This window comes from Stenotrophomonas rhizophila, assembly GCF_003651185.1.
Classification (GTDB): Bacteria; Pseudomonadota; Gammaproteobacteria; order Xanthomonadales; family Xanthomonadaceae; genus Stenotrophomonas; species Stenotrophomonas maltophilia_Z.
The window spans coordinates 1,689,437-1,713,688 of the sequence record NZ_RCDC01000004.1 but is presented as its reverse complement, the minus strand read 5'-3'; the positions used below and the strand labels follow the sequence as shown (position 1 = coordinate 1,713,688).

Here is a 24,252-nt window from a genome sequence, read left to right as displayed (position 1 = left end):
CGATGTTCTTCCAGCTCCCCTGAGAACACGGAATCTAACGGTTTCGCCCGGTCCCTGCCAGAAGCGACACGGTTCGGGGTTCCCGGCGCCGGCCAGCGGCCGGCATTACCGTCCGGGCAGGCGCCGCCTGCTCAGGGCAGGAACAGCTCGACCACGTCGTTGGTGAAGCGCCGGCCCAGTTCGGTAGGGATGACCTCATCGCCGGTCACGGTCATCCAGCTCTTGGCCACGGCAATGCGCAGCGGCTCGGCGATCCGCGCCCGGTCCAGGCCGGTACGCGATTCAAAATCCTTCAGGCTGAAGCCTTCATGCAGGCGCAGCAGGTTGAGCATGTACTCGAACGGCAGGCGCTCGGCGCTGATCACATCGTCGCCGCCGATCGAGGCTGCGGTCCCGGCAGTGTCCATGAAGGTCTGCGGATGCTTGTGCTTCCAGCGGCGCAGCACGTGTTCTTCGGCGCCGCTGCTGATCTTGCCGTGTGCACCGGCACCGATCCCCAGGTAGTCGCCAAAGCGCCAGTAATTGAGGTTGTGCTGGCTCTGCCGGCCGGGTTTTGCGTAGGCGCTGACCTCGTACTGCGCATAGCCGGCCTCGGCCAGCATCTGCTGGCAGTGTTCCTGGATGTCCCATGCCGAATCTTCGTCGGGGATGCCCTGCGGCGGCCGCGCGAAGAACACGGTGTTCGGCTCCAGGGTGAGCTGGTAATGCGACATATGCGTGGGCTGCAGCGCGAAGGCGCGCTCCAGGTCATGCTCGGCCTGGGCCAGCGTCTGCTGCGGCAGCGCGTACATCAGATCGATGTTGAAGTTGTCGTAGCCGGCGTCCTGCGCCAGCTTCACCGCCCGCTCGGCCTCGCCACTGTCGTGGATGCGGCCCAGCCGCTTGAGCGCCTCGTCGTTGAAGGTCTGGATGCCGAAGCTGATCCGGTTCACACCGGCGGCGCGGTAACGGTCGAAACGACCATGCTCGGCGGTGCCCGGGTTGGTCTCCAGCGTCACTTCCAGGTTCGGCGCGAAGCGCAGCCGGGCCGAGGCGGCCTGCAGGAAGCGGTCGATCGCCTCCGGCGGGAACAGGCTCGGCGTGCCGCCACCGAAGAACACACTGCTCACCACCCGGCCCCAGACCAGCGGCAGGTCCTGATCGAGATCGCGGATCAACGCGTCGATGTAAGCCTCGAACGGCAGCTCACCCTTGGCCGCATGCGAGTTGAAATCGCAGTACGGGCATTTGCGGACGCACCACGGCAGATGCACGTACAGCGCCAGCGGCGGCGTCACCAGCCGCGGTGCGTGGTCGTGATCACCCGTGCAGGTTTCGCCGGGCAGGTGGGAACAGTGGTCGCGTGCCATCACAGCAGGGCGGGCAGCTTCTGCTTGAGCAGCTGCAGGGCTTTGGCGCGGTGGCTCATCGCGTTTTTCAGGTCCGGCGCCATTTCTGCGGCGGTCTGCGCCAGCACCGGGTCCAGGAACAGCGGGTTGTAGCCGAAGCCGTGGCTGCCACGCAGCTCATCGAGGATCACGCCTTCCCAGCTGCCTTCGCAGATCAGCGGCTGCGGATCATCGGCATGGCGCAGCAGCACGATCACCGCATAGAAGCGGGCGCTGCGACGCTCGGCCGGTACGTCGCGCATCGCCTCGAGCAGCTTGGCGTTGTTGGCGGCATCGTTGGTCGGGCTGCCGGCATAGCGCGCGCTGTACAGGCCGGGTGCGCCGTCGAGCGCATCCACGATCAGGCCCGAATCGTCGGCCAGCGCGGGCAGGCCGGTGCTCTGGCAGGCATGGCGCGCTTTGATCAGGGCGTTCTCGACGAAGGTCAGGCCGGTTTCCGGCACGTCGCTGACACCCAGCTCGCCCTGCGCCACGATCTCCAGCGGCAGGCCGCCGAGCATGGCCTGCAGTTCCTTCAGTTTGCCGGCGTTGCCGCTGGCCAGTACCAGTTTCATTGCTTGGGCTCCAGCAGATCCCACGTGTTGCCGTACAGATCGCCGAACACCGCGACCGTCGCGTAGACCTCCTCGCGTGGGGTTTCGAGGAAGACCACGCCCCGCGCGGTCATCGCCGCGTGGTCGCGCCAGAAATCATCGGTGTTCAGGAAGAAGCCGACCCGGCCACCGGTCTGGTTGCCGATCCGCGCGCGCTGCTCCTCGTTGCTGGCACGCGCCAACAACAAGGCCGCCGCGCTGCCGTCGCCCGGCCCGACCACCACCCAGCGCTTGTCGCCCTGGTCGATGTCCTGGAGCAGGCTGAAGCCCAGCGCGCCGGTGTACCAGGCGATCGCCTCGTCGTAGTCGGCCACCACCAGGGTGGTCAGGGCGATGCGACGGTTCATGCCTGGGCCAGGGCTGCCTGCTGCGCAGCGAACAGATCCTTGATGCCCTTTTCGGCCAGGACCAGCAGCGCATCCAGCTCATCGCGGCGGAAGGCATGGCCTTCGGCGGTGCCCTGCAGTTCGATGAAGCCGCCGCCGTCGTTCATCACGACGTTCATATCGGTATCGCAGTCGCTGTCTTCGGCGTAATCCAGATCCAGCACCGGGGTGCCGCGGTACACGCCAACCGACACCGCCGCGACCGCGCCGAAGATCGGGTTGCGCTTGATGTCGCCGCGCTTGATCAGGAAGTTCACCGCATCCACCAGGGCCACGTAGGCGCCGGTGATCGCCGCGGTGCGGGTGCCGCCGTCGGCCTGCAGCACATCGCAATCGAGCGTGATCGTGCGCTCGCCGAGCGCGCCGCGGTCGATGCAGGCGCGCAGGGTGCGGCCGATCAGGCGCTGGATCTCCAGCGTGCGGCCACCCTGCTTGCCGCGGGCGGCTTCGCGGTCGTTACGGGTGTGGGTCGAACGCGGCAGCATGCCGTACTCAGCGGTCACCCAGCCTTCGCCCTTGCCACGCAGGAAGCCCGGCACGCGGTTTTCCACGCTGGCCGTGCACAGCACGCGGGTCTCGCCGAAGCTGACCAGGACCGAGCCCTCGGCGTGGCGGGTGAAGGCGCGCTCGATGCGCACTTCGCGCAGCTGGTCGGCCTGGCGGCCACTGGGACGGGAATCAGTCATGCTCAAGTTCCGGTAAGACGAGGGATGCGGGGCCACGCCCGGGCCGGGGACCGGCGGGCGAGGAGGCTCTAAGGAGACCGCTAGGGTACCATTTGCACTTTGAGAGCACCGGAAACCCGCATGATTCGAAGCATGACCGCCTATGCCAACGGCGAGCGCGCCACCCGCTGGGGCACGCTGGCCTGTGAGCTGCGCTCGGTCAACCACCGGTTCCTGGAGGTCGGCGTCCGCCTGCCCGAAGAACTGCGTGCGTTGGAGCCGCACCTGCGCGAGCGCGTCGCTTCCCGCTGCAGCCGCGGCAAGATCGATCTGGTCATGCGCCTGCGCGCGCCGGAGGTCACCGGTGCACTGGTGGTCAACGATGCGCTGCTGGGCCAGCTCGGCGAGCTGGCCACCCGGCTGTCCTCGGGCTTCCCGAGCCTGCAGGTGAGCTTCACCGAACTGCTGCAGATGCCGGGCGTGATGCAGGGCGAGGCAGTGGATGCCGCCGCGCTGCATGCCGAGGCCCTGGCGCTGCTGGATACGGCGCTGGACGGCTTCGTCGCCGCGCGTGAGCGTGAAGGCGACAAGCTGGCCACCGCGATCCAGGAACGCGTGGACAGCATCGAGCGCATCGCCGCCGAGGTCACCACCCTGATCCCGCTGATCCGCGAGGGCCAGCGCACCAAGCTGGCCGCCCGCCTGGCCGACCTGCCGCACCCGGTCGATCCCGGCCGGGCCGAGCAGGAACTGGTCATGTGGCTGCAGAAGCTGGACGTGGATGAGGAACTGGATCGCTTGGGCAGCCATATCGCCGAGATCCGCCGCGTCTTCAAGCAGCGTGAGCCGGTCGGCCGCCGCCTGGACTTCCTGCTGCAGGAGTTCAACCGCGAGGCCAATACGCTGGGCTCCAAATCGGTGGACAGCCGCACCTCCAATGCCGCCGTCGAGCTGAAGGTGCTGATCGACCAGATCCGCGAACAGGTGCAGAACATCGAATGAGCAGCCAGATCCCGGCCGTCGGCGCGCCTGCGCGCGGCACCCTGTACATCGTGGCCGCGCCCTCCGGGGCCGGCAAGAGCAGCATCGTCAACGCCACCCTGGCCCGCGACCCGCAGATCGCCCTGTCGATCTCGTTCACCTCGCGCGCCACGCGCCCGGGTGAGATCAATGGCGAGCACTACCACTTCGTCAGCGCCGAGGAATTCGAGCGGATGATCGCCGCCGGTGACTTCTTCGAGCATGCCTGGGTGCATGGCGACTGGAAGGGCACCGCACGGCAGTCGGTCGAGCCACAGCTGTCGGCCGGCCAGGACGTGCTGCTGGAGATCGATTGGCAGGGCGCCCAGCAGGTCCGCCAGCTGGTGCCGGGCACGGTCACCGTGTTCATCCTGCCGCCGTCCAAGCAGGCGCTGCAGGACCGGATGCGCAAGCGCGGGCAGGACAGCGAGGCGGTGATCGCCCAGCGCCTCGCCGCCGCGCGTGAAGAAATGCTGCACTTCAACGACTTCGACTACGTGATCGTCAACGAGGTCTTCGAGACCGCGGTGGACGAGCTGTGTGCCATTTTCACGGCCAGCCGCCTGCGCCGGGAAGCCCAGAAGGTCCGCCACGCGGGCCTCATCCAGGCCCTGCTGACCCAGGATCCGGCCACAACCGACTGATTCTCAACGGGGTGCTAGCCGGTTGGCTTGATTTTGTCCAGCCCTGGCCGGTACAATCCGTCCCCTTTCCCTCATTCGATTGAGCAGCCCTCACCGGCTGCCGGGAGCCCGCATGGCCCGCATCACCGTAGAAGATTGTCTGGAAGTCGTGAACAACCGTTTCGAACTGGTCATGATGGCGTCCAAGCGCGCCCGTCAGCTGGCCAATGGCGTCCAGGCCACCCTGGACAACAGCGAAACCGAAGACAAGCCGACCGTGCTGGCGCTGCGCGAAATTGCCGCCCGCAAGATCGACAACGCCCTGATCGACGAAGTCGAGAAGGCCGAGCGCGAGCGTGCCGAGCGTGAAGCACTGGAATGGGCCGCTGCCGAAGTCGTCGCCGACGAAGACATGTCCAAGAACGACGACTGATCGCCTCGCGCGTCCGTTGTTGTTGCTGCGAACAGCCCGCCTTTTGGCGGGCTGTTTCGTTTGTGCCGCCAGTCGCTGTGGTGAGGGCGTGTTGTTGCAGGTGAAACTCCCTGTTCAGGATTTGCCGATATCACGCCGCTGGCATAGTCTTTGAGCATGAACCCAGGCCCCACTGCCAAGGTCGCCACGCCCGCCGGCGCGGCCGTACCCGACTATGTCCTCCAGCTTGAGCGCGCAGCGCACTATCTGCCGCCCGACCAACTGCCGCTGCTGCGCCGCGCCTGGGAAGTAGGCGCCGCCGCGCATGCCGGCCAGACCCGCAAGTCGGGCGAGCCCTACATTACCCATCCGGTCGCCGTGGCCCAGGTGCTGGCCGAGCTCGGCCTGGACGTGGAGGCGCTGATCGCTGCGATCCTGCACGACACCATCGAAGACACGCCGCTGACCCGCGAGGAGCTGGCCGCCGAGTTCGGCGAAGCCGTGGCCGAGCTGGTCGATGGCGTGACCAAGCTGGACAAGCTGAAGTTCCGTGATCGCCAGGAAGCGGCGGCGGAGAGTTTCCGCAAGATGCTGCTGGCGATGTCGCGCGATCTGCGCGTGATCATGATCAAGCTGGCCGACCGCCTGCACAACATGCGTACGCTGGGTGCGCAGAGCCGCGAGGCACGTGGCCGCATCGCCCGCGAAACGCTGGAAATCTACGCCCCGATCGCGCAGCGGCTGGGCATGAGCCTGGTCAAGAGCGAGCTGCAGAACCTGGGCTTCAAGGCGCTGTATCCGTGGCGCCACGCGATCCTGGAAAAACACATCCGCAGCCAGCCGGTGGTGCGCCGCGAGGCGATGGCGCAGGTGGAAGTGCAGTTGAGCCAGCGCCTGGCCAAGGAAGGGCTGGAGCATCGCCTGGTCAGCCGCATCAAGACCCCGTGGAGCATCTACAACAAGATGCACGACGAGAACAAATCCTTCGACCAGGTCATGGATGTGTTCGGCTTCCGCCTGGTCGTGCGCAACGTGCCCAGCGCCTACCACGCGCTCGGCGCGGTGCATGCCACCTTCAAGCCGCTGGATGGGCGCTTCCGCGATTTCATCGCGATCCCCAAGGCCAACGGCTACCAGTCGCTGCACACGGTGCTGTTCGGGCCGTATGGCTCGCCGATCGAGGTGCAGATCCGTACCGAGGAGATGGACCTGATCGCCGAGCGCGGCGTGGCCGCGCACTGGACCTACAAGTTCGGGGGCGACTCGCCCAACAGCGCACAGAGCCGTGCGCATGCGTGGATCGTGGAGTTGATCGATTCGCAGCGTGCCGCCGGCTCGTCGCTGGAATTCCTGGACAACGTCAAGGTGGATCTGTTTCCGGACGAGGTCTATCTGTTCACGCCCAAGGGCAAGATCCTGGCGCTGCCGCGCAATTCCACGGCGCTGGATTTCGCCTATGCGGTGCATACCGATGTGGGCAACATGGCGGTCGCCTCGCGGGTGGACAAGAAGCTCGTCCCGCTGCGCACCAAGCTGGTCAGTGGGCAGACGGTGGAAGTGATCACCGCGCGTTCGGCCACGCCCAAGCCGCAGTGGCTGGAGTTCGTGGTCAGTTCCAAGGCGCGCACGGCGATCCGTCATCAGCTCAAGCAGCTCGAGCACGAGGACGCGGTGCAGTTGGGCCATCGGATGCTGGACCGCGCGCTGGAGGCGATGGACAGCTCGCTGGAGCGGTTGCCGAAGGGGCGCCTGGATGCGTTCCTGGCCGAGCACCGGTATCCGCGCCTGGAGGCCCTGCTGGCCGAAGTGGCGCTGGGCAACTGGATGCCGAACCAGGCCGCGCAGGCGCTGATGGCGTATGCGGAGCTGCGCGGTGGGGCGCATTCCAAGCATTCGCAGGAAAAGATCCTGATCAATGGCAGCGAGCGCGGAGTAGTGAGCTTCGCGAACTGTTGTCAGCCGATTCCGGGCGACGACATCATGGGCTACCACACGGCCGGCAAGGGCATCGTGGTGCACCGTCTGGACTGCCCGAACCTGGCCGAGCTGCGCAAGTCGCCGGAGCGCTGGGTGCCGATCGGGTGGGATACGACGGTATCCGGGGATTACGACACCTCGTTGATCGTCGAGGTGGAGAACGGGACCGGTGTGCTGGCGCAGTTGGCGGCGGCGATCGCGCAGAGCCATTCCAACATCGAGCGGGTGGATTATCTGGACCGCGATTTCAATGCGGCGGTGCTGGCGTTCAATATCCAGGTGCGCGATCGCAACCATCTGGCGGAAGTGATGCGGCGTCTGCGGCGGTTGTCGGTGGTGCAGTCGGTCAGGCGCCAGTAACGCGCGAGCTGCTACCCGTCAACGGCGGTTCACGTGCGCCTTCTTCCTGCGTGGGGGATGTGACGGGCAGGCCGGGGCAGGACCCGCTGCAAGTACGTCCCTGTAAGCTCGTGTGTTGCCATCCATGGCAACACACGGTCCTGCCCCGGCCCACCCGTCACCTCCCTGCCAGGGCGTGCGGGGGTGCGGAGACAGGTGGCGTGGCTACCGCGAACGGATGGGTCATTGGTGCTGCGCGGTTGGGGGGGCGTCCACGCATGGCGTGGCGCTACCCTTGGGGGCGCTACAATTGCGTTCCCCCTTTTGAATCGTGGAGCTTCCATGTCCCGTCAGATCATTACCAGTGCCAAGGCCCCGGCGGCCATCGGTCCGTATTCGCAGGCTGTGCGTGCGGGCAATACCGTGTACTTCTCGGGCCAGATTCCGCTGGATCCGGCCACCGGTGACATCGTGGGTGTGGGCGATATCGAGGCGCAGGCGCGTCGTGCGTTCGACAACCTGAAGGCCGTGGCCGAAGAGGCCGGTGGTTCGCTGGATCAGATCGTCCGTCTGGGCCTGTACCTGACCGATCTGGGCGAGTTCGCCAAGGTCAATGCGGTCATGCAGGATTACTTCAAGGCGCCGTTCCCGGCACGCTCGACCATCGAAGTGGCGGGTCTGCCGAAGGCGGCCAACTTCGAAGTCGATGCGGTGATGGTGCTCGACCAGGCCTGACGTGGCGCGGTCACGGGCTCCTGCACCGGCGCTGGCCGCAGCCGGGGAGGCATCGTTGTCGATGCTCTCCGGTATCGGGCCGGCGGTGGCGATCAAGCTGGCCGCCCGTGGCCTGTCGTCGCTGCAGGATCTGTGGCTGCATCTGCCGCTGCGCTATGAAGACCGTACCCGGCTGACCACCATTGCCCAGTTGCAGCCGGGCGTGGCGGCGCAGGTGGAGGGGCGGGTGAGTGCGGTCGAGCGCGGGTTCCGCTATCGGCCGGTGCTCAAGGTCGCGATCGAGGATGATTCGTACGGCACGCTGGTGCTGCGTTTCTTCCACTTCCGCGCCCAGCAGGTCGCGCAGTTTGCCGTGGGCACGCGCATCCGCTGCTACGGCACCGCCAAGCCTGGCCATCACGGGCTGGAGATCGTCCACCCCAGTTACCGGGTGATGGGCGGCAATGAAGATGACGAGCTGGGCGACAGCCTCGATCCGGTCTATCCGGCGGTCGAGGGGGTTGGCCCCGCCACGATGCGTAAATTCATCGGCCTGGCGCTGGACAGGCTGCCGGAAGAATCCACGCTGGAACTGCTGCCGGCCGGGTGGTTGTCCGGGCTGGGGTTGCCCTCGCTGCGCAGTGCGCTGCTGACCGTGCACCGGCCACCGCCGGACGCCGATCTGGTGGCGCTGGCCGCGGGCCGGCATCCGGCGCAACGCCGATTGGCCATCGAAGAACTGCTGGCACACCACCTGAGTCTGCGCCGTCAGCGCATGGCGTTGCAGGCGCATCACGCGCCCTCGCTGCGCGGTCAGGGTGCCTTGGTGGCGCAGTTGCGCGACAGCCTGCCGTTCCAGCTGACCGGTGCGCAGCAGCGCGTGTTCGAGCAGATCCGCAAGGACCTGGCCAAGGCGCATCCGATGCTTCGGCTGGTGCAGGGCGATGTCGGCTCGGGCAAGACCGTGGTGGCCGCGTTGGCGGCGATGCTGGCGGTGGAGCGGGGCAAGCAGGTCGCATTGGCCGCACCCACCGAGCTGCTCGCCGAGCAGCATATGAACAATCTGCGCGCCTGGCTGGAGCCGCTGGGCGTGCGCACGGCGTGGCTGGCTGGCAAGGTCACCGGCAAGGCGCGCACCAAGGTGTTGGCCGAGGTCGCCTCGGGCCAGGCGCAGGTGGTGGTCGGTACGCACGCGCTGATGCAGGACAGTGTGGTGTTCAAGGATCTGGCACTGGCGATCGTCGATGAGCAGCACCGTTTCGGCGTGCACCAGCGGCTGGCGCTGCGCGACAAGGGGGCGGGTGGGCGCAGTGTGCCGCACCAGCTGGTGATGACGGCGACGCCGATTCCGCGCACCCTGGCGATGTCCGAGTACGCTGATCTGGATGTCTCGGCGATCGACGAACTGCCGCCCGGGCGCACGCCGGTGCAGACCGTTGCGCTCAACAATGATCGCCGGCCGGAGTTGATCGAGCGTATCGCCGTCGCGTGCCGCGAAGGCCAGCAGGTGTACTGGGTCTGCACGCTGATCGAGGAAAGCGAAGAGCTCGATGCCACGCCCGCGCAGGCCACGTTCGAATCGCTGCAGGCGCTGCTGCCGGGCGTGCGCGTGGGGCTGGTGCACGGGCGGCTGAAGGCGAGTGAGAAACTCGCCACGATGGTCGCCTTCAAGGCCGGCGAGATCGATCTGCTGGTGGCCACCACGGTGATTGAAGTGGGCGTGGACGTGCCCAATGCCTCGTTGATGATCATCGAGAATGCCGAGCGCCTCGGCCTGGCCCAGCTGCACCAGCTGCGCGGCCGGGTGGGGCGCGGCTCGGCCGTATCGCGTTGCGTGCTGCTGTACCAGGCGCCGTTGTCGAACATGGCGCGCGAGCGGCTGGAAACGATGCGGCAGACCAACGATGGCTTCCTGATCGCCGAGAAGGATCTGGAGCTGCGTGGCCCGGGCGAATTGCTGGGCACGCGGCAGACCGGCCTGGCCGGGTTCCGGATGGCCGATCTGGCCCGCGATGCGGATCTGCTGCCAGGTGTGCACGCGCTTGCCGAGCGGCTGCTGGCGGAGGCGCCTGACGTGGCCGATCAGGTGGTGCGACGCTGGATCGGCGCAGCCGTGCGGTACGCGTCGGCATAACGCGCGGGCGGTCGGCAGGGGGCGAAGGCCGGCGCGCGTCCTTCCACGATCAGAGCCGCGAAGTGGCCCATCCGATTGCGGTCGAGTAATCGAAGCAGGAGCCACGCACATTCAACGCCCGTCGGCTTTGTGGCCAACGTGAGGCGTCGGCGGGCGCCGCCTTGTATTTGTCATGACAGGGTGCGAAAGTCCCTTGCCGATTATCAAGACGGCAACGATGAGCAAGAAGATTCCGCTGTTGATCGACACCGACCCCGGTGTCGATGATGCCCTGGCCCTGTTGATGGCCTTCGCCGATGAGCGCCACGATATCGTTGGCCTGACCATCGCCGCCGGCAACGTAGGCCTGGACCACACGGTCCGCAATGCCCTGAAACTGTGCGAAGTGGCTGGCCGCGACGATGTGCCGGTCTACGCCGGTACCGCCGACCCGCTGCTGCACCCCTCTGTCGATGCCGCCCATGTGCACGGCGCCGATGGCTTTGGCGATGTGAACCTGCCGGCCGCCAAGCGCCAGGCCGAGGCCGAACACGCTGCGCTGGCGATCCTGCGCCTGTCGCACGAATACGCCGGTGAGCTGTTCCTGGTCGCACTCGGCCCGCTGACCAACCTGGCGCTGGCCCTGAAGCTCGACCCGACCCTGCCGCAGCGCGTGAAGCGCTTCCTGGTCATGGGCGGGGCGGTGACCTGCCACGGCAACATCACCCCGGCCGCCGAGTTCAACATCGCCTTCGATCCGGAGGCGGCGCACATCGTGTTCACCGGCTTCCCGCACATCGAAGTGGCCGATTGGGAGGCCACCGTCGCCCACGGCCTGCTGCATGCCGACGTCGAGCAGTGGCTGGCGGCGGACAGCGACAAGGCCCGTTTCTACGAGCTCATCTCGCGCCAGACCCGCCTGTGGTCCGAAGACAGCCGTGGCGAGCGCTGGTACGCCGCCGATGCCCTGGCGATGGCCTGGGCGCTGCAGCCGGAAGGCGCGCTGCGGGTCGAATCGCGTCCGCTGAACGTGGAACTGGCCGGCGTGCACAGCCGGGGTGCTACCATTGTCGACTGGAACCGCCAGACCGGGCAGCCTGACAACACTCAGCTGCTGATGGCCTACGACCAGGGTCGCTTCGAGGCCCAGGTGAGGGCGGCACTCGGCGTCTGATGACGCCGCTGCGGCGGACCTTTCGCACGGTTGATGGACCCGGCTTGCCCTTTGCGGCGGCCGGGACTATAATGCCGCTCTTGACCACCAGCCCTTATTACGGTGCGCGCCCATGAAGGCCGATATTCATCCTGCTTACCGCGACGTGGTTTTCCACGACGTTACCTCTGATTTCAAGATCCTGACCCGTTCGACCATGTCCACCAAGGACACGATCAAGTGGGAAGACGGCAACGAGTATCCGCTCGTCAAGGTTGAAATCTCCTCGGCTTCGCATCCGTTCTACACGGGCAAGCACAAGGTGATCGACACCAGCGGCCGTATCGACAAGTTCCAGAAGCGTTTCGGCAAGCCGGCGCCGACCGCGGCCTGATCTGTCGACGCAGCTGCTTGAAAACAACGGTCGCCTCGGCGGCCGTTGTTTTTTGTTGTCCCCGGTTTGCTGAACGCCAGGTGAGGCCTGCATGCCCCGCCGACGGAACGCTGTGTCCGTGCGTTGGCGCGAGCCCTTGCGCGCGCTGGCACAGCGCCTGCGGTGCGGCCTGGAAGCTGCGTCTACGACTTCCGTCCTAGGGCGTCGAAAATGTTGCTGTGCGATAATGGCGGGATCCACGATAACGATCGTGGACTTCCTTCACGTGCCTGACCCATGCGCTTGGGCGGGCGCCTTCCCTCGAGGAGCGCACACAGTGTCCGATCTTGATCAGGTCACGCTCAACGCCGGCGACACGTCGGTTGTTCTGCCAGTCATCAAACCCACGCTCGGCAACGATTGCGTCGATATTTCGAAGCTGACCAAGGAAACCGGTCTCTTCACGTACGACTCCGGCTTCACCGCCACCGCCAGCTGCAAGTCCGCCATCACCTATATCGACGGTGACAAGGGCGTGCTGCTGTATCGCGGCTATCCCATCGAGCAGCTCTCGGAAAAGTCGAGCTACGTCGAAGTGGCCTACCTGCTGATCAACGGCGAGCGTCCGAGCGCCGAGCAGCTGAAGGCCTTCACCGACGAGCTGGCGGCCGAAGCCGATGTGGATCCGTCGATCAACACGCTGATCGGCAGCTTCGCCAAGGATGCCCATCCGATGGCCATCCTGACCGCCGCCATCGCGCAGCTGTCGGGCATCTACCACGCCTCGCTGGACCTGTCCGACGCCGAACAGCGTCGCCACGCCGCGGTGCGCCTGATCGCCAAGGTGCCGACCCTGTCGGCCCTGATCTACCGCCACGGCAAGGGCCTGCCGGCCAACAAGCCGGACACCTCGCTGGATTACGTCAGCCGCTTCCTGAAGCAGACCTTCGAGTCCGCCGATGGCCAGTACGAGCTGAACCAGGACGTGGTCAAGGCACTGGATCTGCTGTTCATCCTGCACGCCGACCATGAGCAGAACGCCTCGACCTCGACCGTGCGTCTGGTCGGTTCGACCGGCGCCAACCCGTACGCATCTGTCGCCGCGGGCGTCACCGCGCTGTGGGGTCCGGCCCACGGCGGTGCCAACGAAGCCGTGCTGAAGATGCTGGAAGAGATCGGTTCGGCCGACAACGTCGAGTCCGCCGTGCTCAAGGCCAAGGACAAGACCTCCGGCTTCCGCCTGATGGGCTTCGGCCACCGCGTGTACAAGAACTTCGACCCGCGCGCCAAGGTCATCGGCGAGATGACCGGCAAGGTGCTCAAGCAGCTGGGCGTGCAGGATCCGCTGCTGGACGTGGCCGTCAAGCTGGAGCAGGCCGCGCTGCAGGACGACTACTTCGTCGCCCGCAAGCTGTACCCGAACGTCGATTTCTACAGCGGCATCATCTACAAGGCGCTGCAGATCCCGACCGAAATGTTCACCGTCATGTTCGCCCTGGGCCGTACCTCCGGCTGGGTGGCACATTGGCTGGAACAGCAGGTCGATCCGGAAATGAAGATCGGCCGTCCGCGCCAGGTCTACACCGGCAGCGACGTGCGCGACTACCAGGGCTGATCGCCCCGGCAGGTTGTGATGAAAACGTCCCGCACTGCGGGGCGTTTTTTTTTGGGGTGCCGGACACCTCTTTTCATACTTCTTGCATGGGCCTCACTTCGATCGAGGTACAACCTTGGCGGTCACCCTCACGCCCATGGAGTCCCTCATGAATCGTTTGATCGCCGTTGTCCTCATCGCCGCACCGCTGAGCCTGGCCAGCGCCGGCGCACATGCCCAGTACACCGGCCCTGGCGCGACCAGTGCGGTCACCACCGTCGCCGAAGCACGCGACCAGCGCGATGACCAGCCCGTCGTGCTGCAGGGCACGCTGATCGCCAAGATCGGCCACGAACGCTATCGCTTCAAGGATGCCACCGGCGAGATCGACGTCGAGATCGATGACAAGGATCTGCCTGACCGGCAGCCCGTCAGCGCGACGACTGTGGTGGAGTTGCAGGGAGAAGTCGATACCCATCGCTTCAAGCCCACCGATATCGATGTGGAGCACGTGCGGATCATCGGCACGCGCTGATCTGCCTGCACCGTCGAACGCTCCGCAGTGCGGGGCGTTCTGCGTTCATCGTCCGGCGGCCCTCAGCGTGTTTCCACATAGCGGCTGGGCGGTTCCCCCAGCACGCGACGGAACGCCGACGAGAACGCACTTGGGCTGGCGTATCCCAGATCCAGTGCGATCCGGGTGACCGGCTGCCCGGCACCCAGGCGTTCGATCGCGGCGAGCAGGCAGACCTGCTGGCGCCATTCGGCAAACCCCACCCCGGTGTCCGCGCGGAACTGGCGGGTGAACGTGCGTCGGCTCATGCCCGCCTCGGCGGCGACCTCATCGAGCGAGGCGGCGATCGAGGGCGCATCGAAGAGCCGCTGGCAGGCGCGCGCCAGGCGCGGGTCGCGGGGCAGCGGTGCATGCAGTGACAGCCGTGGCATCGCAGCGATCTCCGCGACCAGCAACTGCATCAGCCGGCCGGCACGCCCCTCCAGGTCGTACAGTGCCGGCAGATCGACCGCATCGTCCATCAGGTGCCGCAGCAGCGCCGATACGGCATGCACGCCGCAGCGGGCCGGCAACTGGACCGCCGCCACTTCTTCGGCCGCCACGAAGACATTGAGCATCGTGACCGGGCCACGCATCGCCATGGCGTGCGCGACGCCTGCCGGCACCCAGCAGGCACGCTGTGGTGGCACCAGCCAGTGTCCTTCGGGCGTGGTGAGGCTGATGGTGCCGCGCGAGGCAAACGCGAACTGACCGCGCCGATGCGCGTGATCGGGGAAGACGGATCCGGCGGCGTAGTCGTTGGCGGTGACCACCACGGCGCGCGGCAGATCTTCAAAGGGATCGAGCAGGGTATTGCGCATGGCCCGGATTCTATCGTCATCGGCCTGGCGTCGACGGCGGGCCACGCGCCGCCGCCCTAACATCGCGGCCCAACCTCACGTTTCCATGGTGCCGCCATGCCCACTACCTTTCATCGCGTCGGCACTGGCGCCCATCCTGTCCTGGTCCTGCACGGCTGGTTTGGCGACGCCCATGCCTTCGAACCGATCGAGCCGTGGCTGTCCGGTGAGGTGTTCAGCTACGTCTTCATGGACTGCCGCGGCTACGGCGGGATGCGCGATGTGCGTGGCAGCTACACCATCGACGAGATCGCCAATGACGCACTGACCTTGGCCGACACGCTCGGCATCGAGACCTTCAGCCTGGTCGGGCATTCGATGGGCGGCATGGCCATCGAGCGGATCGCGGTGCTCGCCCCGGATCGCGTGCGCGCGCTGGTCGCCGTCGCGCCCGTGCCGTGCGGTGGCATCGCCTACGATTCACCCACGCGGCAGTTGCTTGAAGCGGCCGCAGGCAGCGTGAGCATCCGCCGGGGCATCATCGATCGCAGCACCGGTGGGCGGTTGCCCGCCGCGTGGCTGGACTGGAAGGCGCAGTACTCGATGGCGCACGCCTCGCCGGAGGCATTCGCGGCGTACTTCCCGGCCTGGGCGGACACCGATTTCAGCGCGGAGATTGCGGACCGGCATCCGGTGAAGGTGCTGGTCGGCGAGCACGATCCTGTGTTCAACGCGGCATTGATGGACAGGACCTACCTGCGCCGCTATCGGCAGGCGACCGTGGAGGTGCTGGAAAATGCGGGTCACTACCCGATGAACGAAACGCCGCTGGCCCTGGTCGCGGCGATCGAGCGCTTTCTGGTTCCGTTCGCCGAGGCCTGAAGCAGGCCGCGCGTACTCTCAGCGGCTGCCCAGATAGCCCTCGATCTCGCTGTCGGCCAGCAGCTCCCGGACCTGTGCAGCCGACGCACGCCGCATCGGCTTCTCATCGATCGCCGACAGCGGCGGCTGGCGCAGGCCGTCATACGGCAGTACCGCGATGTCGAAGGTCAGGTCTTCGGCGCTGAACACCCAGACCGGGGCGTCCAGGCTGCGCTCGCGGTCCAGCCGCAACCGGCGCGTCCGTGATTCGGCCGGAATGCCGTGCTCATCGAGGTAGCGCTGCACGGCATCGGCATCGTCGCTGTGCACCTGCAGCTGCACGGGGCTGTTGGCGTCGGCGGTGCCGTCCAGTACGGGGCCACACAGGCGGGGTGAGAAACCCTGCAGAAAGTCCATCGCACGCAGGGCCGCCTCGCGGCGCTGGCGCAACTGCGCGCCATGGTCGGCACCGGCGAACAGGCGCTGGTACTCGCGCAGGGCGTCTTCGATCTCAGTGTTGCGGGGCAGGGAGGCATCGTCATGGATGCCGAGCCGGGTGGCCGCCTTGAGCTTGGCTTGGTGATAGTCGCGGATGCCGCCCTCGGCCATCAGCCGGGCGGCTTCGTGCGCCAGCTGGTGGCGGCGCTCACGGGTCTGCGTGGCTGCATGCTGGCGGGCTCGATGCATGACCGGTACTCCTTGGCGACCTGCACGGCAATGTACACCGGCGATGTGACAGGCGGGTAGAGTCGCGTCACAGGCCGACGCCGGGGGCCATTCGCCGGCAAGGGCATCGCGGCCCAGCGCCCGACTCCCGGGCCGCCGCGCCTGCAAAGATGCAGAGCGCGCTCCATGCTTGCCATGCTGATGGAAAAGAACCAAAAAAAGGCCGGGCAATGCCCGGCCTGTACTCCATCGCGGCGCCGGGCGTAGCCGGCGCATGCGGTCAGAAGATATCGAACGCGGCGTCGTCGGCCTGTGGCGCATGGCTGTTGAAGTCGTACTCCTCCAGCTTCTCCATGTCCTCCACCTTGACCCACTCGGTCGCACCGTTGAGCGTGGCCTGGACCATGCCCGAGGGCGGCTCGTTCTGCGCGATCGGGGTGTCCTTCAGCGCCACGCGCATGTACTCGATCCAGATCGGCAGGGCAGCGCGGCCGCCGTACTCGCGGTAGCCGAGCGAGCGGAAGTCGTCGCGGCCGACCCATACGGTGGTCGCGTAGGGGCCACCGAAACCGGAGAACCACGCATCGCGGTGATCGTTGGTCGAGCCGGTCTTGCCGCCCACGTCCTCGCGGCCGAGCACCTTGGCCGCGGTGCCGGTGCCGCGCTGGACCACGTCGCGCATCATGGAGTTGAGCTGATACGCGGTGCGCGCATCGATCGCGCGCGGGGCGACCTTGGCATCCGGGTTCACCGCTACCGGCGTTTCGGCGGTGGACGTGGCCTGCTGCGGCTTGGCCGGCGCGGCATTGGCCGCCGGTGCGGAGCCGAAGTTGAAGCCATCCACCACCTGGCTGACCGGCACGCCGCTGGTGCCGGCGCAGTCGCGGCAGGCGATGGCCGGGTTCTCCTTGAACACTTCCACGCCGTCGCGGTCGGTCACCCGGTCGATCAGCCAGGTGTCCACGCGCGAGCCGCCGTTGGCGAACACCGCGTAACCACGCGCCACCGAGAGCGGGGTCAGCGAGGCGGTGCCCAGCGACATCGACAGGTTCGGCGGCAGCTCGGCCTCGGCGAAGCCGAACTCGCTGATGTACTTGCGCGCGTAATCCACGCCCATGCCATCAAGCAGCCGCACCGAGACCAGGTTGCGCGACTGCACCAGCGCTTCACGCAGGCGCATCGGGCCGCGGAAGCCGCCGCCGTCGTTCTGCGGCGACCAGGTCTTGCCGCGGCGGTCGCGGAACACGACCGGGGCATCGAGCACGATCGAGGCCGGGTTGAAGCCCTTGTCGAAGGCGGCCGCGTAGATGAAGGGCTTGAAGCTCGAGCCCGGCTGGCGACGCGCCTGGGTGGCACGGTTGAACTTGTTGCCGGAGAAGCTGAAGCCGCCCACCAGTGCCTTCAGTGCGCCGTTTTCAGCGTCCAGTGAGACCAGCGCGGCCTGGCCGCGCGGGATCTGGTCGAGCAGCCACTCGCCTTCCTTCTCGCCGGCGCGCACGCGCACGATGTCGCCGCGGGTGACCAGCTTGGCCGGGGTCTTGTTGGTCCAGCGGGCAGCGCTGGCCGGCAGCACCACCTCGCTGCGGTTGCCCAGCACCACGGTCGCGCTGCCATCGGCGGCGGTGGCTGCCACGATCGCCGGCAGCAGGCCGGTCTGGGCCGGAATGCCGGCCAGCTTGGTGGCCAGCGCGGCGGCATCGGCGTCGGCCGGCACCTCCACGTGCTGCTCCACGCCATGCCAGCCGTGGCGGTGGTCGTAGGCCAGCAGGCCATCGCGCACCGACAGGTTGGCCGCGGTCTGCAGCTCGGCGTTGATCGTGGTGGTCACGTGGTAACCCTTGTTGACCACGTCGCCGCCGAAGCGGGCGATCATTTCCTGGCGCACCAGTTCGGCCACGTAAGGCGCTTCGACCTGCACCGGCGGCTCATGCGCGGTGGCATGCATCGGCACGGCCTTGGCCGCGTCGGCCTCGGCCTGGGAGATGAAGCCCAGGCTGGCCATGCGCTGCAGCACATAGAAGTCGCGGCGCTCACGGGCACGCTCGGGGTTGCTGATCGGGTTGCCCGAGGAAGGGAACTTGGGGATGCCGGCCAGCGAGGCCATCTCATCCAGGTCCAGCTCGCCCAGCTTCTTGCCGTAATAGAACTCGGCCGCGGCGGCCACGCCATACGCGCGGTTACCGAAGAAGCTCTTGTTGAGGTAGAGCTCGAAGATCTCGTCCTTGCTCAGCTCGCTCTCGATCTTGCGTGCCAGCAGGATCTCGGCCAGCTTGCGGGTGTAGCTGTATTCCGAGCTCAGGAAGAACTGGCGGGCGACCTGCTGGGTGATGGTCGAGCCACCGGGCACGCGCCTGTCACTGGTGGTGGCCAGCAGCCAGACCGCGCGGCCGATGCCCTTGTAGTCCACGCCGCCATGCTCGTAGAAGCGGGCATCCTCGGTGGCGAGGAACGCCTGCTTGAGGCGCTCGGGGACGTCCTTCATGGTGATGGGGGTGCGCCGGGTTTCCCCGAACACTGCCATCAGCTTGCCATCGCTGGCATAGACGTACATGGGCTCCTGCATCTCCACGTCGCGCAGGGTCTGCACGTCCGGGAGCTTGGAGGAGACGGCGTAATACAGGCCACCGGCAACCGCGGCGCCGATCAATGCCAGGACCAGGAACGCGACCAGCATCCAGCGCAGCCAACGGCGAAGACGTGTCATCAGTGACAGATTCCGATTGCGAATTTCGTGGTCGCAGAGTATAGATTACGCAAGGGAACGGCTGGGGGTGTTCCCGGGGAGAGCAGTCGATCACCGTCTGGGGACGCGTGAAACGAGCCGTAGTGCTCGTTTTACAGCTTGACGGTTGCGATTTGCAAAAAAAACGTTATTAATGCGCGGTCGCAGGTTCTGCGTCCAAGTGCCCATCGGCAGGGGAGAAACCGTGGGGCTTATCCCAAAAAGCCAGTCGCCTCTTATCGGCGTCGATATCAGCTCGACTGCAGTAAAGCTGTTGCAGTTATCCCGCAGCGGCAATCGTTTCCGCGTGGAACATTACGCCGTGGAACCACTTCCGCCGAATGCGGTGGTGGAAAAGAACATCGTGGAGGTCGAAGCGGTCGGGGAGGCCATTCGACGCGCCGTGAACCGCTCTGGAACCAAGGCACGGCATGCCGCCGCGGCCGTGGCCGGCTCGGCCGTGATCACCAAGCTGATCCCGATGCCCGCCGATCTGGACGAGAACGACATGGAAGCCCAGGTCGAGCTCGAAGCGGTCAACTACATCCCGTACCCGATCGAGGAAGTGAACCTCGATTTCGAAGTGCTGGGTGCGATTCCGAACAACCCGGAAATGGTCCAGGTGCTGTTGGCCGCTTCGCGTTCAGAGAACGTCGAGCTGCGCCAGTCGGCGCTGGAACTGGGCGGGCTGGTGGCACGGGTCATGGACGTGGAGGCCTTCGCGGTCGAGAACGCCTTTGCCCTGGTCGCCAGCGAGCTGCCGGTGGCCAGTGATGGCGTGGTCGCGCTGGTGGACATCGGCGCCACCATGACCACCCTGAACGTCCTGCGCGGTGGCCGCAGCCTGTACAGCCGCGAGCAGGTATTCGGCGGCAAGCAGCTGACCGACGAAGTGATGCGCCGGTATGGGCTGACCTACGAAGAGGCCGGGCTGGCCAAGCGCCAGGGCGGGTTGCCGGAAAGCTATGAGATGGAAGTGCTGGAGCCGTTCAAGGAAGCCACGGTCCAGCAGATCAGCCGTCTGCTGCAGTTCTTCTATGCAGGCAGCGAGTTCAACCGGGTCGATCACATCGTGCTCGCCGGCGGTTGCGCGGCCCTGACCGGCCTTCCGGACATGGTGGAAGAGCAGCTGGGCGTGGCCACCGTGGTGGCCAACCCGCTGGCACAGATGACGCTCGGCCCGAAGGTGCAGGCACACGCCCTGGCCCAGGATGCCCCGGCGCTGATGATCGCCACCGGTCTGGCGCTGAGGAGCTTTGACTGATGGCGCGCATCAATTTACTGCCCTGGCGCGCCGAACGGCGCAAGCAACGCCAGCGCGACTTCTACGCCATGCTCGGTGCCGCCGCCATCGGTGGGTTGCTGCTCTCGCTGTTGATCTGGTTCTACTACGACCGTCAGGTCAGCGGGCAGAGCGATCGCAACACCTTCCTGCAGGCCGAGATCGAGAAGGTCAAGGAGCAGAACAAGGAAATCGAACGCCTGGACCGCCAGAAGGACCGCCTGCTGGCGCGCAAGGCCGTGATCGAGGAACTGCAGGCCAAGCGCTCGCAGATGGTGCACCTGTTCGATGCGCTGGTCCGGACCATCCCCGACGGGGTGGTGCTGACCACGCTCAAGCAGGAGGGCGACGTGCTCACCCTGGAAGGCCGCACCCAGTCCAATGCCCGTGTCAGTGCCTACATGCGCAACCTGGAAAGCTCGGGCTGGATGACCAATCCGGAGCTGTCGATCATCGAGGCCAAGGCGCCGGAGCGGGACAAGGCCGGTGCCGCCAGCAGCCCGGTGGCGGACATCAAGTCGCTGCCGTACATGTTCGTGGTCAAGGTCAATCTGCCGGCCCAGAGCAGCGTTACCGAGCTGGCCGCCGATGGCAGCGTGATCGAGCCGACCGCCGATCCGGCACCGCCGGGCGCTACCCCGGTTCCGCCGGTGGCCCCGTTGTCGCCGGCCCCGGCGCCCAACGCACCGGCCTCGCCCGATGCCGCTGATCCGGCCCCGCCGGCCGGCAACAGCCGCATCGTGCCGCCCACGCCCTCCGCGCAACCTGCACAACCGGCGGCGCCGGCCCCGGCCCAGAAGGGGGCCGCCGCATGAGCCAGAAGATCAACCTCAAAGAGCTGGACTTCAACAACATCGGCAATTGGCCGCAGAAGGCCAAGGTCGTGTTCTGCGCGCTGTTGGCGCTGTTCATCGTGATCATGGCCTGGTTCCTGCTGATCAGCGGCAAGCGCGATGAGCTGGCGTCGCTGGAAAGCACCGAGACCCAGCTGCGCACCGAGTTCGAAAAGGAACAGGGCCGCGCGGTCAATCTGGAGCCGCTCAAGCAGCAGCTGACCCAGATGGAACAGGTGCTGCAGCAGATGCTGCGCCAGCTGCCCAGCAAGACCGAGATGCCCGATCTGATCATCGACATCTCCCAGACCGCGTTGTCCAGTGGCCTGTCCAACGAGTTGTTCCAGCCCGGTGCGGAGCAGCCCAAGGAGTTTTACGCTGAAAAGCCGATCGCCCTGCGCATGGTGGGCAGTTACCACCAGTTCGGCGCGTTCGTCAGTGGTGTGGCCTCGTTGCCGCGCGTGGTCATCCTGACCATGCACGACATCAACCTGAAGCCGAAGGATCCCAAGACCGGCATCACCGCCCGCAGCGGTGCGCTGGAGTTGTCCGGAACGGTCAAGACCTACCGTTACCTGGATGATGTGGAGATGGAAGCCCAGGAGAAGGCCGCCGCCGAGAAAGAAAAGGCTGCGAAGGGAGGCCGGAAATGAGCCCTCTGACGTCGACCGCACGGGTAGGTGGTCTGTTGATGGTCGTGCTGCTGGCCGGCTGCGCACGCGGCGTGACCAGTACGCCCGGCGATGCACCGAACCTGGAGAAGTGGGTGGCCGACGTGCGTGCGCGTCCGGCGCCGCCGCTTGAGCCGCTGCCGGTGATGCAGCAGTTCGAGACGTTTGAATATTCCGCGCAGGGGATGCGCGACCCGTTCACCGACGCCTGGACCAATCCGCAAGGGGGATCGGGGCTGCGTCCGGATCCGAACCGCCGCAAGGAGCCGCTGGAAGATTTCCCGCTGGACAGCCTGGACATGGTGGGTTCGATCGGCCGTGGGGGCGGACTCGTCGTGCTGGTGATGGCACCGGACAAGGTCACCTATCGGGTGCGTCCGGGCGTCTATCTGGGGCAGAGCGACGGGCGGGTGACCGGGGTCTTCGAGGACCGGATTGAGCTGATTGAACTGGTGCCGGATGGCGCGGGTGGCTGGCTGGAACGGCCGGCAACGCTCGCGCTTGAAGATCAATGAATGATTATGGGGATAGCACGATGACCTTTTCCAACGCCATGCGGCTGCGTTCCGTCCGGCGCCAGAAGTTGCTCCACCTGTGCGCGCTGGGAGTCGCGCTCATGGTGGCCAACGGCACGCTGATGGCGGCCACGCCCAGCGGCGCAGTGCCCAAGCCGGCGGCCACCACCGCGCCGGCGACCGCGCCGGCCTCGCTGTCGGTGTCCAAGATCGACTTCAAGCGCGGCGACGATGGCGCCGGCCGGCTGATCCTGCAGTTCGATGGCCAGGGCGCGAGCCCGGATCTGCGCAGCCAGGGCAACAGCGTCGTCATCGACGTCGGCAACGCGCGCCTGCCGGAAAACCTGCAGAAGTCGATCAACGTGACCGACTTCGCCACGCCCGTGCAGCGCATCGATCCCAAGCCGTATGGCGGCGGCACGCAGCTGGTGCTCAACACCAACACCGCGTTCGAGTCGCTGGCCTACCAGAGCGGCAACGAATACGTGGTCGAGATCAGCCCGCGCCAGGCCACCCCGGCGACCGGCGCGGTCACCGCCACCTCGGTCAGCCAGGCCGCGGCGGCCCTGGGCCAGCGCGGCTACAGCGGCAAGCCGGTCACCTTCAACTTCCAGGACGTGCCGGTACGCACCGTGCTGCAGCTGGTGGCGGAGGAATCCAACCTCAACGTGGTCGCCTCCGACAGCGTGCAGGGCAACGTGACCCTGCGCCTGATCAACGTGCCGTGGGACCAGGCGCTGGACATCGTGCTGCGGGCCAAGGGCCTGGACAAGCGCCGCGATGGCGGCGTGATCTGGGTGGCACCGCAGCCGGAACTGGCCAAGTTCGAGCAGGACAAGGAAGACGCGCGCATCGCGATCGAGAACCGCGAGGATCTGGTCACCGATTACGTGCAGATCAACTACCACAACGCCGGGGCGATCTTCAAAGCGCTGACCGAAGCCAAGGGCATCGGCGGCGGCAGCGGTGGCAGTGGTGGCAGCTCGCAGGAAGACAGCGGGTTCCTGTCCTCGCGCGGCCGTATCGTGGCCGACGAGCGCACCAACACCCTGATGATCAGCGACATTCCGAAGAAGATCGCGCGCATGCGTGAGCTGATCAGCGTGATCGACCGTCCGGTCGACCAGGTGCTGATCGAAAGCCGGATCGTGATCGCCACCGATACCTTCGCGCGTGAACTCGGCGCCAAGTTCGGCATCAGTGGCAGCCGCCAGGACGTGTTCTTCGGGGCCAACACCGATCAGAACCACAACAACATCAACGACCGCGGTACCAAGGACACCGAGTACCAGAAGGCGATCAACGAGTGGGTGGCCGGTGGCCGCACCGGCGCGATCCCGGTGCGTGGCGCGACCAAGTTCGCCGAAGGCCTGAACTGGAACCTGCCGGTGGCGGCGATCAACAACCCGGGTTCGCTGGCGCTGTCGATCCTCAATGCCGGTTATCTGCTGGATGTGGAGCTCTCGGCGATGCAGGCCGAATCGCGCGGCGAAGTCATCTCCAACCCGCGCGTGGTGACCACCAACCAGCGCGAAGCGGTGATCAAGCAGGGTAAGGAAATCGGCTACGTCACCATCAGCGGTGGTGGTGCGGCCGGCGCCGCGGCCCAGCCCAATGTCCAGTTCAAGGAAGTGGTGCTGGAGCTGAAGGTCACCCCGACCATCACCAACGACAACCGTGTGTTCCTCAACATGGCGGTCAAGAAGGATGAAGTGGAGAGCTACATCCTGCTGGCAGGCTACGGCCAGGTCCCGACCATCAACCGCCGCGAAGTGAACACCGCGGTGCTGGTGGACGACGGCCAGACCGTGGTGATCGGTGGCGTGTACGAGTTCACCGACCGCACCAGCATCAACAAGGTGCCGTTCCTGGGCGACGTGCCGTTCCTGGGCAATCTGTTCAAGAAGCGCAGCCGCAACAAGGACAAGGCCGAACTGCTGGTGTTCGTGACCCCGAAGGTGCTGCGCGTGGCCAAGGCCAATCCGGCCGTCAACTGAGC

23 protein-coding genes are annotated in these 24,252 nt (G+C 66.4%); 16 read left to right on the top strand and 7 right to left on the bottom strand.

The features are described 5' to 3' along the window. Positions 1 to 131: 131 nt before the first annotated feature. The 4 genes from hemW to rph are packed head-to-tail and all read right to left on the bottom strand — an operon-like array spanning position 132 to position 3,053. Positions 132 to 1,349, bottom strand: coding sequence for a radical SAM family heme chaperone HemW (gene hemW, locus BCL79_RS07605; RefSeq protein WP_259462115.1), 1,218 nt, complete (start codon positions 1,347 to 1,349; stop codon positions 132 to 134). Next, a complete protein-coding gene (rdgB, locus tag BCL79_RS07600) occupies positions 1,349 to 1,942 on the bottom strand; it encodes an RdgB/HAM1 family non-canonical purine NTP pyrophosphatase (protein WP_183073697.1) in 594 nt (197 codons plus the stop codon). Before rdgB ends, hemW begins: the two co-directional genes overlap by 1 nt. Continuing rightward, positions 1,939 to 2,328 (bottom strand): VOC family protein, encoded by a 390-nt coding sequence (locus BCL79_RS07595; protein WP_121039460.1) that lies wholly within the window; start codon positions 2,326 to 2,328, stop codon positions 1,939 to 1,941. The genes rdgB and BCL79_RS07595 overlap by 4 nt, the downstream gene beginning before the upstream one ends. After that, complete coding sequence (gene rph / locus BCL79_RS07590; RefSeq protein ID WP_088432674.1) at positions 2,325 to 3,053, bottom strand: ribonuclease PH; 729 nt, start codon at positions 3,051 to 3,053, stop codon at positions 2,325 to 2,327. Before rph ends, BCL79_RS07595 begins: the two co-directional genes overlap by 4 nt. A 120-nt stretch (positions 3,054 to 3,173) precedes the next feature. On the opposite strand from rph, the gene BCL79_RS07585 reads away from it, so the two are divergent. From BCL79_RS07585 to BCL79_RS07540, 10 genes are all read left to right on the top strand, one after another. Continuing rightward, positions 3,174 to 4,034 (top strand): YicC/YloC family endoribonuclease, encoded by an 861-nt coding sequence (locus tag BCL79_RS07585; RefSeq protein WP_121039457.1) that lies wholly within the window; start codon positions 3,174 to 3,176, stop codon positions 4,032 to 4,034. Then, positions 4,031 to 4,696 (top strand): guanylate kinase, encoded by a 666-nt coding sequence (gmk, locus tag BCL79_RS07580; RefSeq protein WP_121039454.1) that lies wholly within the window; start codon positions 4,031 to 4,033, stop codon positions 4,694 to 4,696. The genes BCL79_RS07585 and gmk overlap by 4 nt, the downstream gene beginning before the upstream one ends. Before the next feature lie 112 nt (positions 4,697 to 4,808). Then, positions 4,809 to 5,108, top strand: coding sequence for a DNA-directed RNA polymerase subunit omega (gene rpoZ / locus BCL79_RS07575; protein ID WP_005410877.1), 300 nt, complete (start codon positions 4,809 to 4,811; stop codon positions 5,106 to 5,108). A 156-nt stretch (positions 5,109 to 5,264) separates the two neighbouring features. After that, positions 5,265 to 7,424, top strand: coding sequence for a RelA/SpoT family protein (locus BCL79_RS07570; RefSeq protein WP_121039451.1), 2,160 nt, complete (start codon positions 5,265 to 5,267; stop codon positions 7,422 to 7,424). A 321-nt stretch (positions 7,425 to 7,745) separates the two neighbouring features. Then, on the top strand, positions 7,746 to 8,138 hold the full coding sequence (locus BCL79_RS07565; RefSeq protein ID WP_121039448.1) for a RidA family protein: 393 nt from the start codon (positions 7,746 to 7,748) through the stop codon (positions 8,136 to 8,138). Between the two features lies 1 nt (position 8,139). After that, positions 8,140 to 10,251 (top strand): ATP-dependent DNA helicase RecG, encoded by a 2,112-nt coding sequence (recG, locus tag BCL79_RS07560; RefSeq protein WP_121039445.1) that lies wholly within the window; start codon positions 8,140 to 8,142, stop codon positions 10,249 to 10,251. Positions 10,252 to 10,468: 217 nt separating this feature from the next. Then, the gene (locus BCL79_RS07555) at positions 10,469 to 11,404 is read left to right on the top strand and encodes a nucleoside hydrolase (protein WP_088432679.1); all 936 of its coding nucleotides are present in this window, start codon (positions 10,469 to 10,471) and stop codon (positions 11,402 to 11,404) included. A gap of 112 nt (positions 11,405 to 11,516) precedes the next feature. Then, complete coding sequence (locus tag BCL79_RS07550) at positions 11,517 to 11,777, top strand: type B 50S ribosomal protein L31 (protein ID WP_019183873.1); 261 nt, start codon at positions 11,517 to 11,519, stop codon at positions 11,775 to 11,777. Positions 11,778 to 12,093: 316 nt separating this feature from the next. Beyond that, positions 12,094 to 13,371, top strand: coding sequence for a citrate synthase (locus BCL79_RS07545; RefSeq protein WP_121039442.1), 1,278 nt, complete (start codon positions 12,094 to 12,096; stop codon positions 13,369 to 13,371). 148 nt (positions 13,372 to 13,519) lie between these two features. Beyond that, complete coding sequence (locus tag BCL79_RS07540) at positions 13,520 to 13,885, top strand: NirD/YgiW/YdeI family stress tolerance protein (protein WP_121039439.1); 366 nt, start codon at positions 13,520 to 13,522, stop codon at positions 13,883 to 13,885. A 62-nt stretch (positions 13,886 to 13,947) separates the two neighbouring features. Here the strand turns inward: BCL79_RS07540 and BCL79_RS07535 are convergent, their stop codons facing one another. Beyond that, the gene (locus BCL79_RS07535; protein WP_121039436.1) at positions 13,948 to 14,724 is read right to left on the bottom strand and encodes an AraC family transcriptional regulator; all 777 of its coding nucleotides are present in this window, start codon (positions 14,722 to 14,724) and stop codon (positions 13,948 to 13,950) included. 96 nt (positions 14,725 to 14,820) lie between these two features. On the opposite strand from BCL79_RS07535, the gene BCL79_RS07530 reads away from it, so the two are divergent. After that, positions 14,821 to 15,585, top strand: coding sequence for an alpha/beta fold hydrolase (locus BCL79_RS07530; protein WP_121039433.1), 765 nt, complete (start codon positions 14,821 to 14,823; stop codon positions 15,583 to 15,585). Positions 15,586 to 15,603: 18 nt separating this feature from the next. Here BCL79_RS07530 and BCL79_RS07525 read toward each other — a convergent pair whose 3' ends face one another. Both BCL79_RS07525 and BCL79_RS07520 read right to left on the bottom strand, forming a co-directional pair. Then, positions 15,604 to 16,251: a hypothetical protein gene (locus tag BCL79_RS07525; protein WP_121039430.1), complete on the bottom strand. Its 648-nt coding sequence runs from the start codon at positions 16,249 to 16,251 to the stop codon at positions 15,604 to 15,606. Between the two features lie 259 nt (positions 16,252 to 16,510). Beyond that, entirely contained in the window at positions 16,511 to 18,934 is a 2,424-nt protein-coding gene (locus BCL79_RS07520) for a penicillin-binding protein 1A (RefSeq protein WP_121039427.1), read from the bottom strand. Between the two features lie 223 nt (positions 18,935 to 19,157). On the opposite strand from BCL79_RS07520, the gene BCL79_RS07515 reads away from it, so the two are divergent. The 5 genes from BCL79_RS07515 to BCL79_RS07495 are packed head-to-tail and all read left to right on the top strand — an operon-like array spanning position 19,158 to position 24,250. Next, positions 19,158 to 20,216, top strand: coding sequence for a pilus assembly protein PilM (locus BCL79_RS07515; RefSeq protein WP_019183880.1), 1,059 nt, complete (start codon positions 19,158 to 19,160; stop codon positions 20,214 to 20,216). Further along, positions 20,216 to 21,049 (top strand): PilN domain-containing protein, encoded by an 834-nt coding sequence (locus BCL79_RS07510; protein WP_121039424.1) that lies wholly within the window; start codon positions 20,216 to 20,218, stop codon positions 21,047 to 21,049. Before BCL79_RS07515 ends, BCL79_RS07510 begins: the two co-directional genes overlap by 1 nt. After that, the gene (locus tag BCL79_RS07505; RefSeq protein ID WP_121039421.1) at positions 21,046 to 21,720 is read left to right on the top strand and encodes a type 4a pilus biogenesis protein PilO; all 675 of its coding nucleotides are present in this window, start codon (positions 21,046 to 21,048) and stop codon (positions 21,718 to 21,720) included. The genes BCL79_RS07510 and BCL79_RS07505 overlap by 4 nt, the downstream gene beginning before the upstream one ends. A gap of 38 nt (positions 21,721 to 21,758) precedes the next feature. Then, positions 21,759 to 22,253: a pilus assembly protein PilP gene (locus BCL79_RS07500; RefSeq protein WP_226956626.1), complete on the top strand. Its 495-nt coding sequence runs from the start codon at positions 21,759 to 21,761 to the stop codon at positions 22,251 to 22,253. 20 nt (positions 22,254 to 22,273) lie between these two features. Next, positions 22,274 to 24,250 carry a type IV pilus secretin PilQ gene (locus BCL79_RS07495; protein ID WP_121039415.1) on the top strand — a complete coding sequence of 659 codons (1,977 nt, stop codon included), beginning with the start codon at positions 22,274 to 22,276 and terminating at the stop codon, positions 24,248 to 24,250. The last annotated feature ends 2 nt before the right edge of the window (positions 24,251 to 24,252 follow it).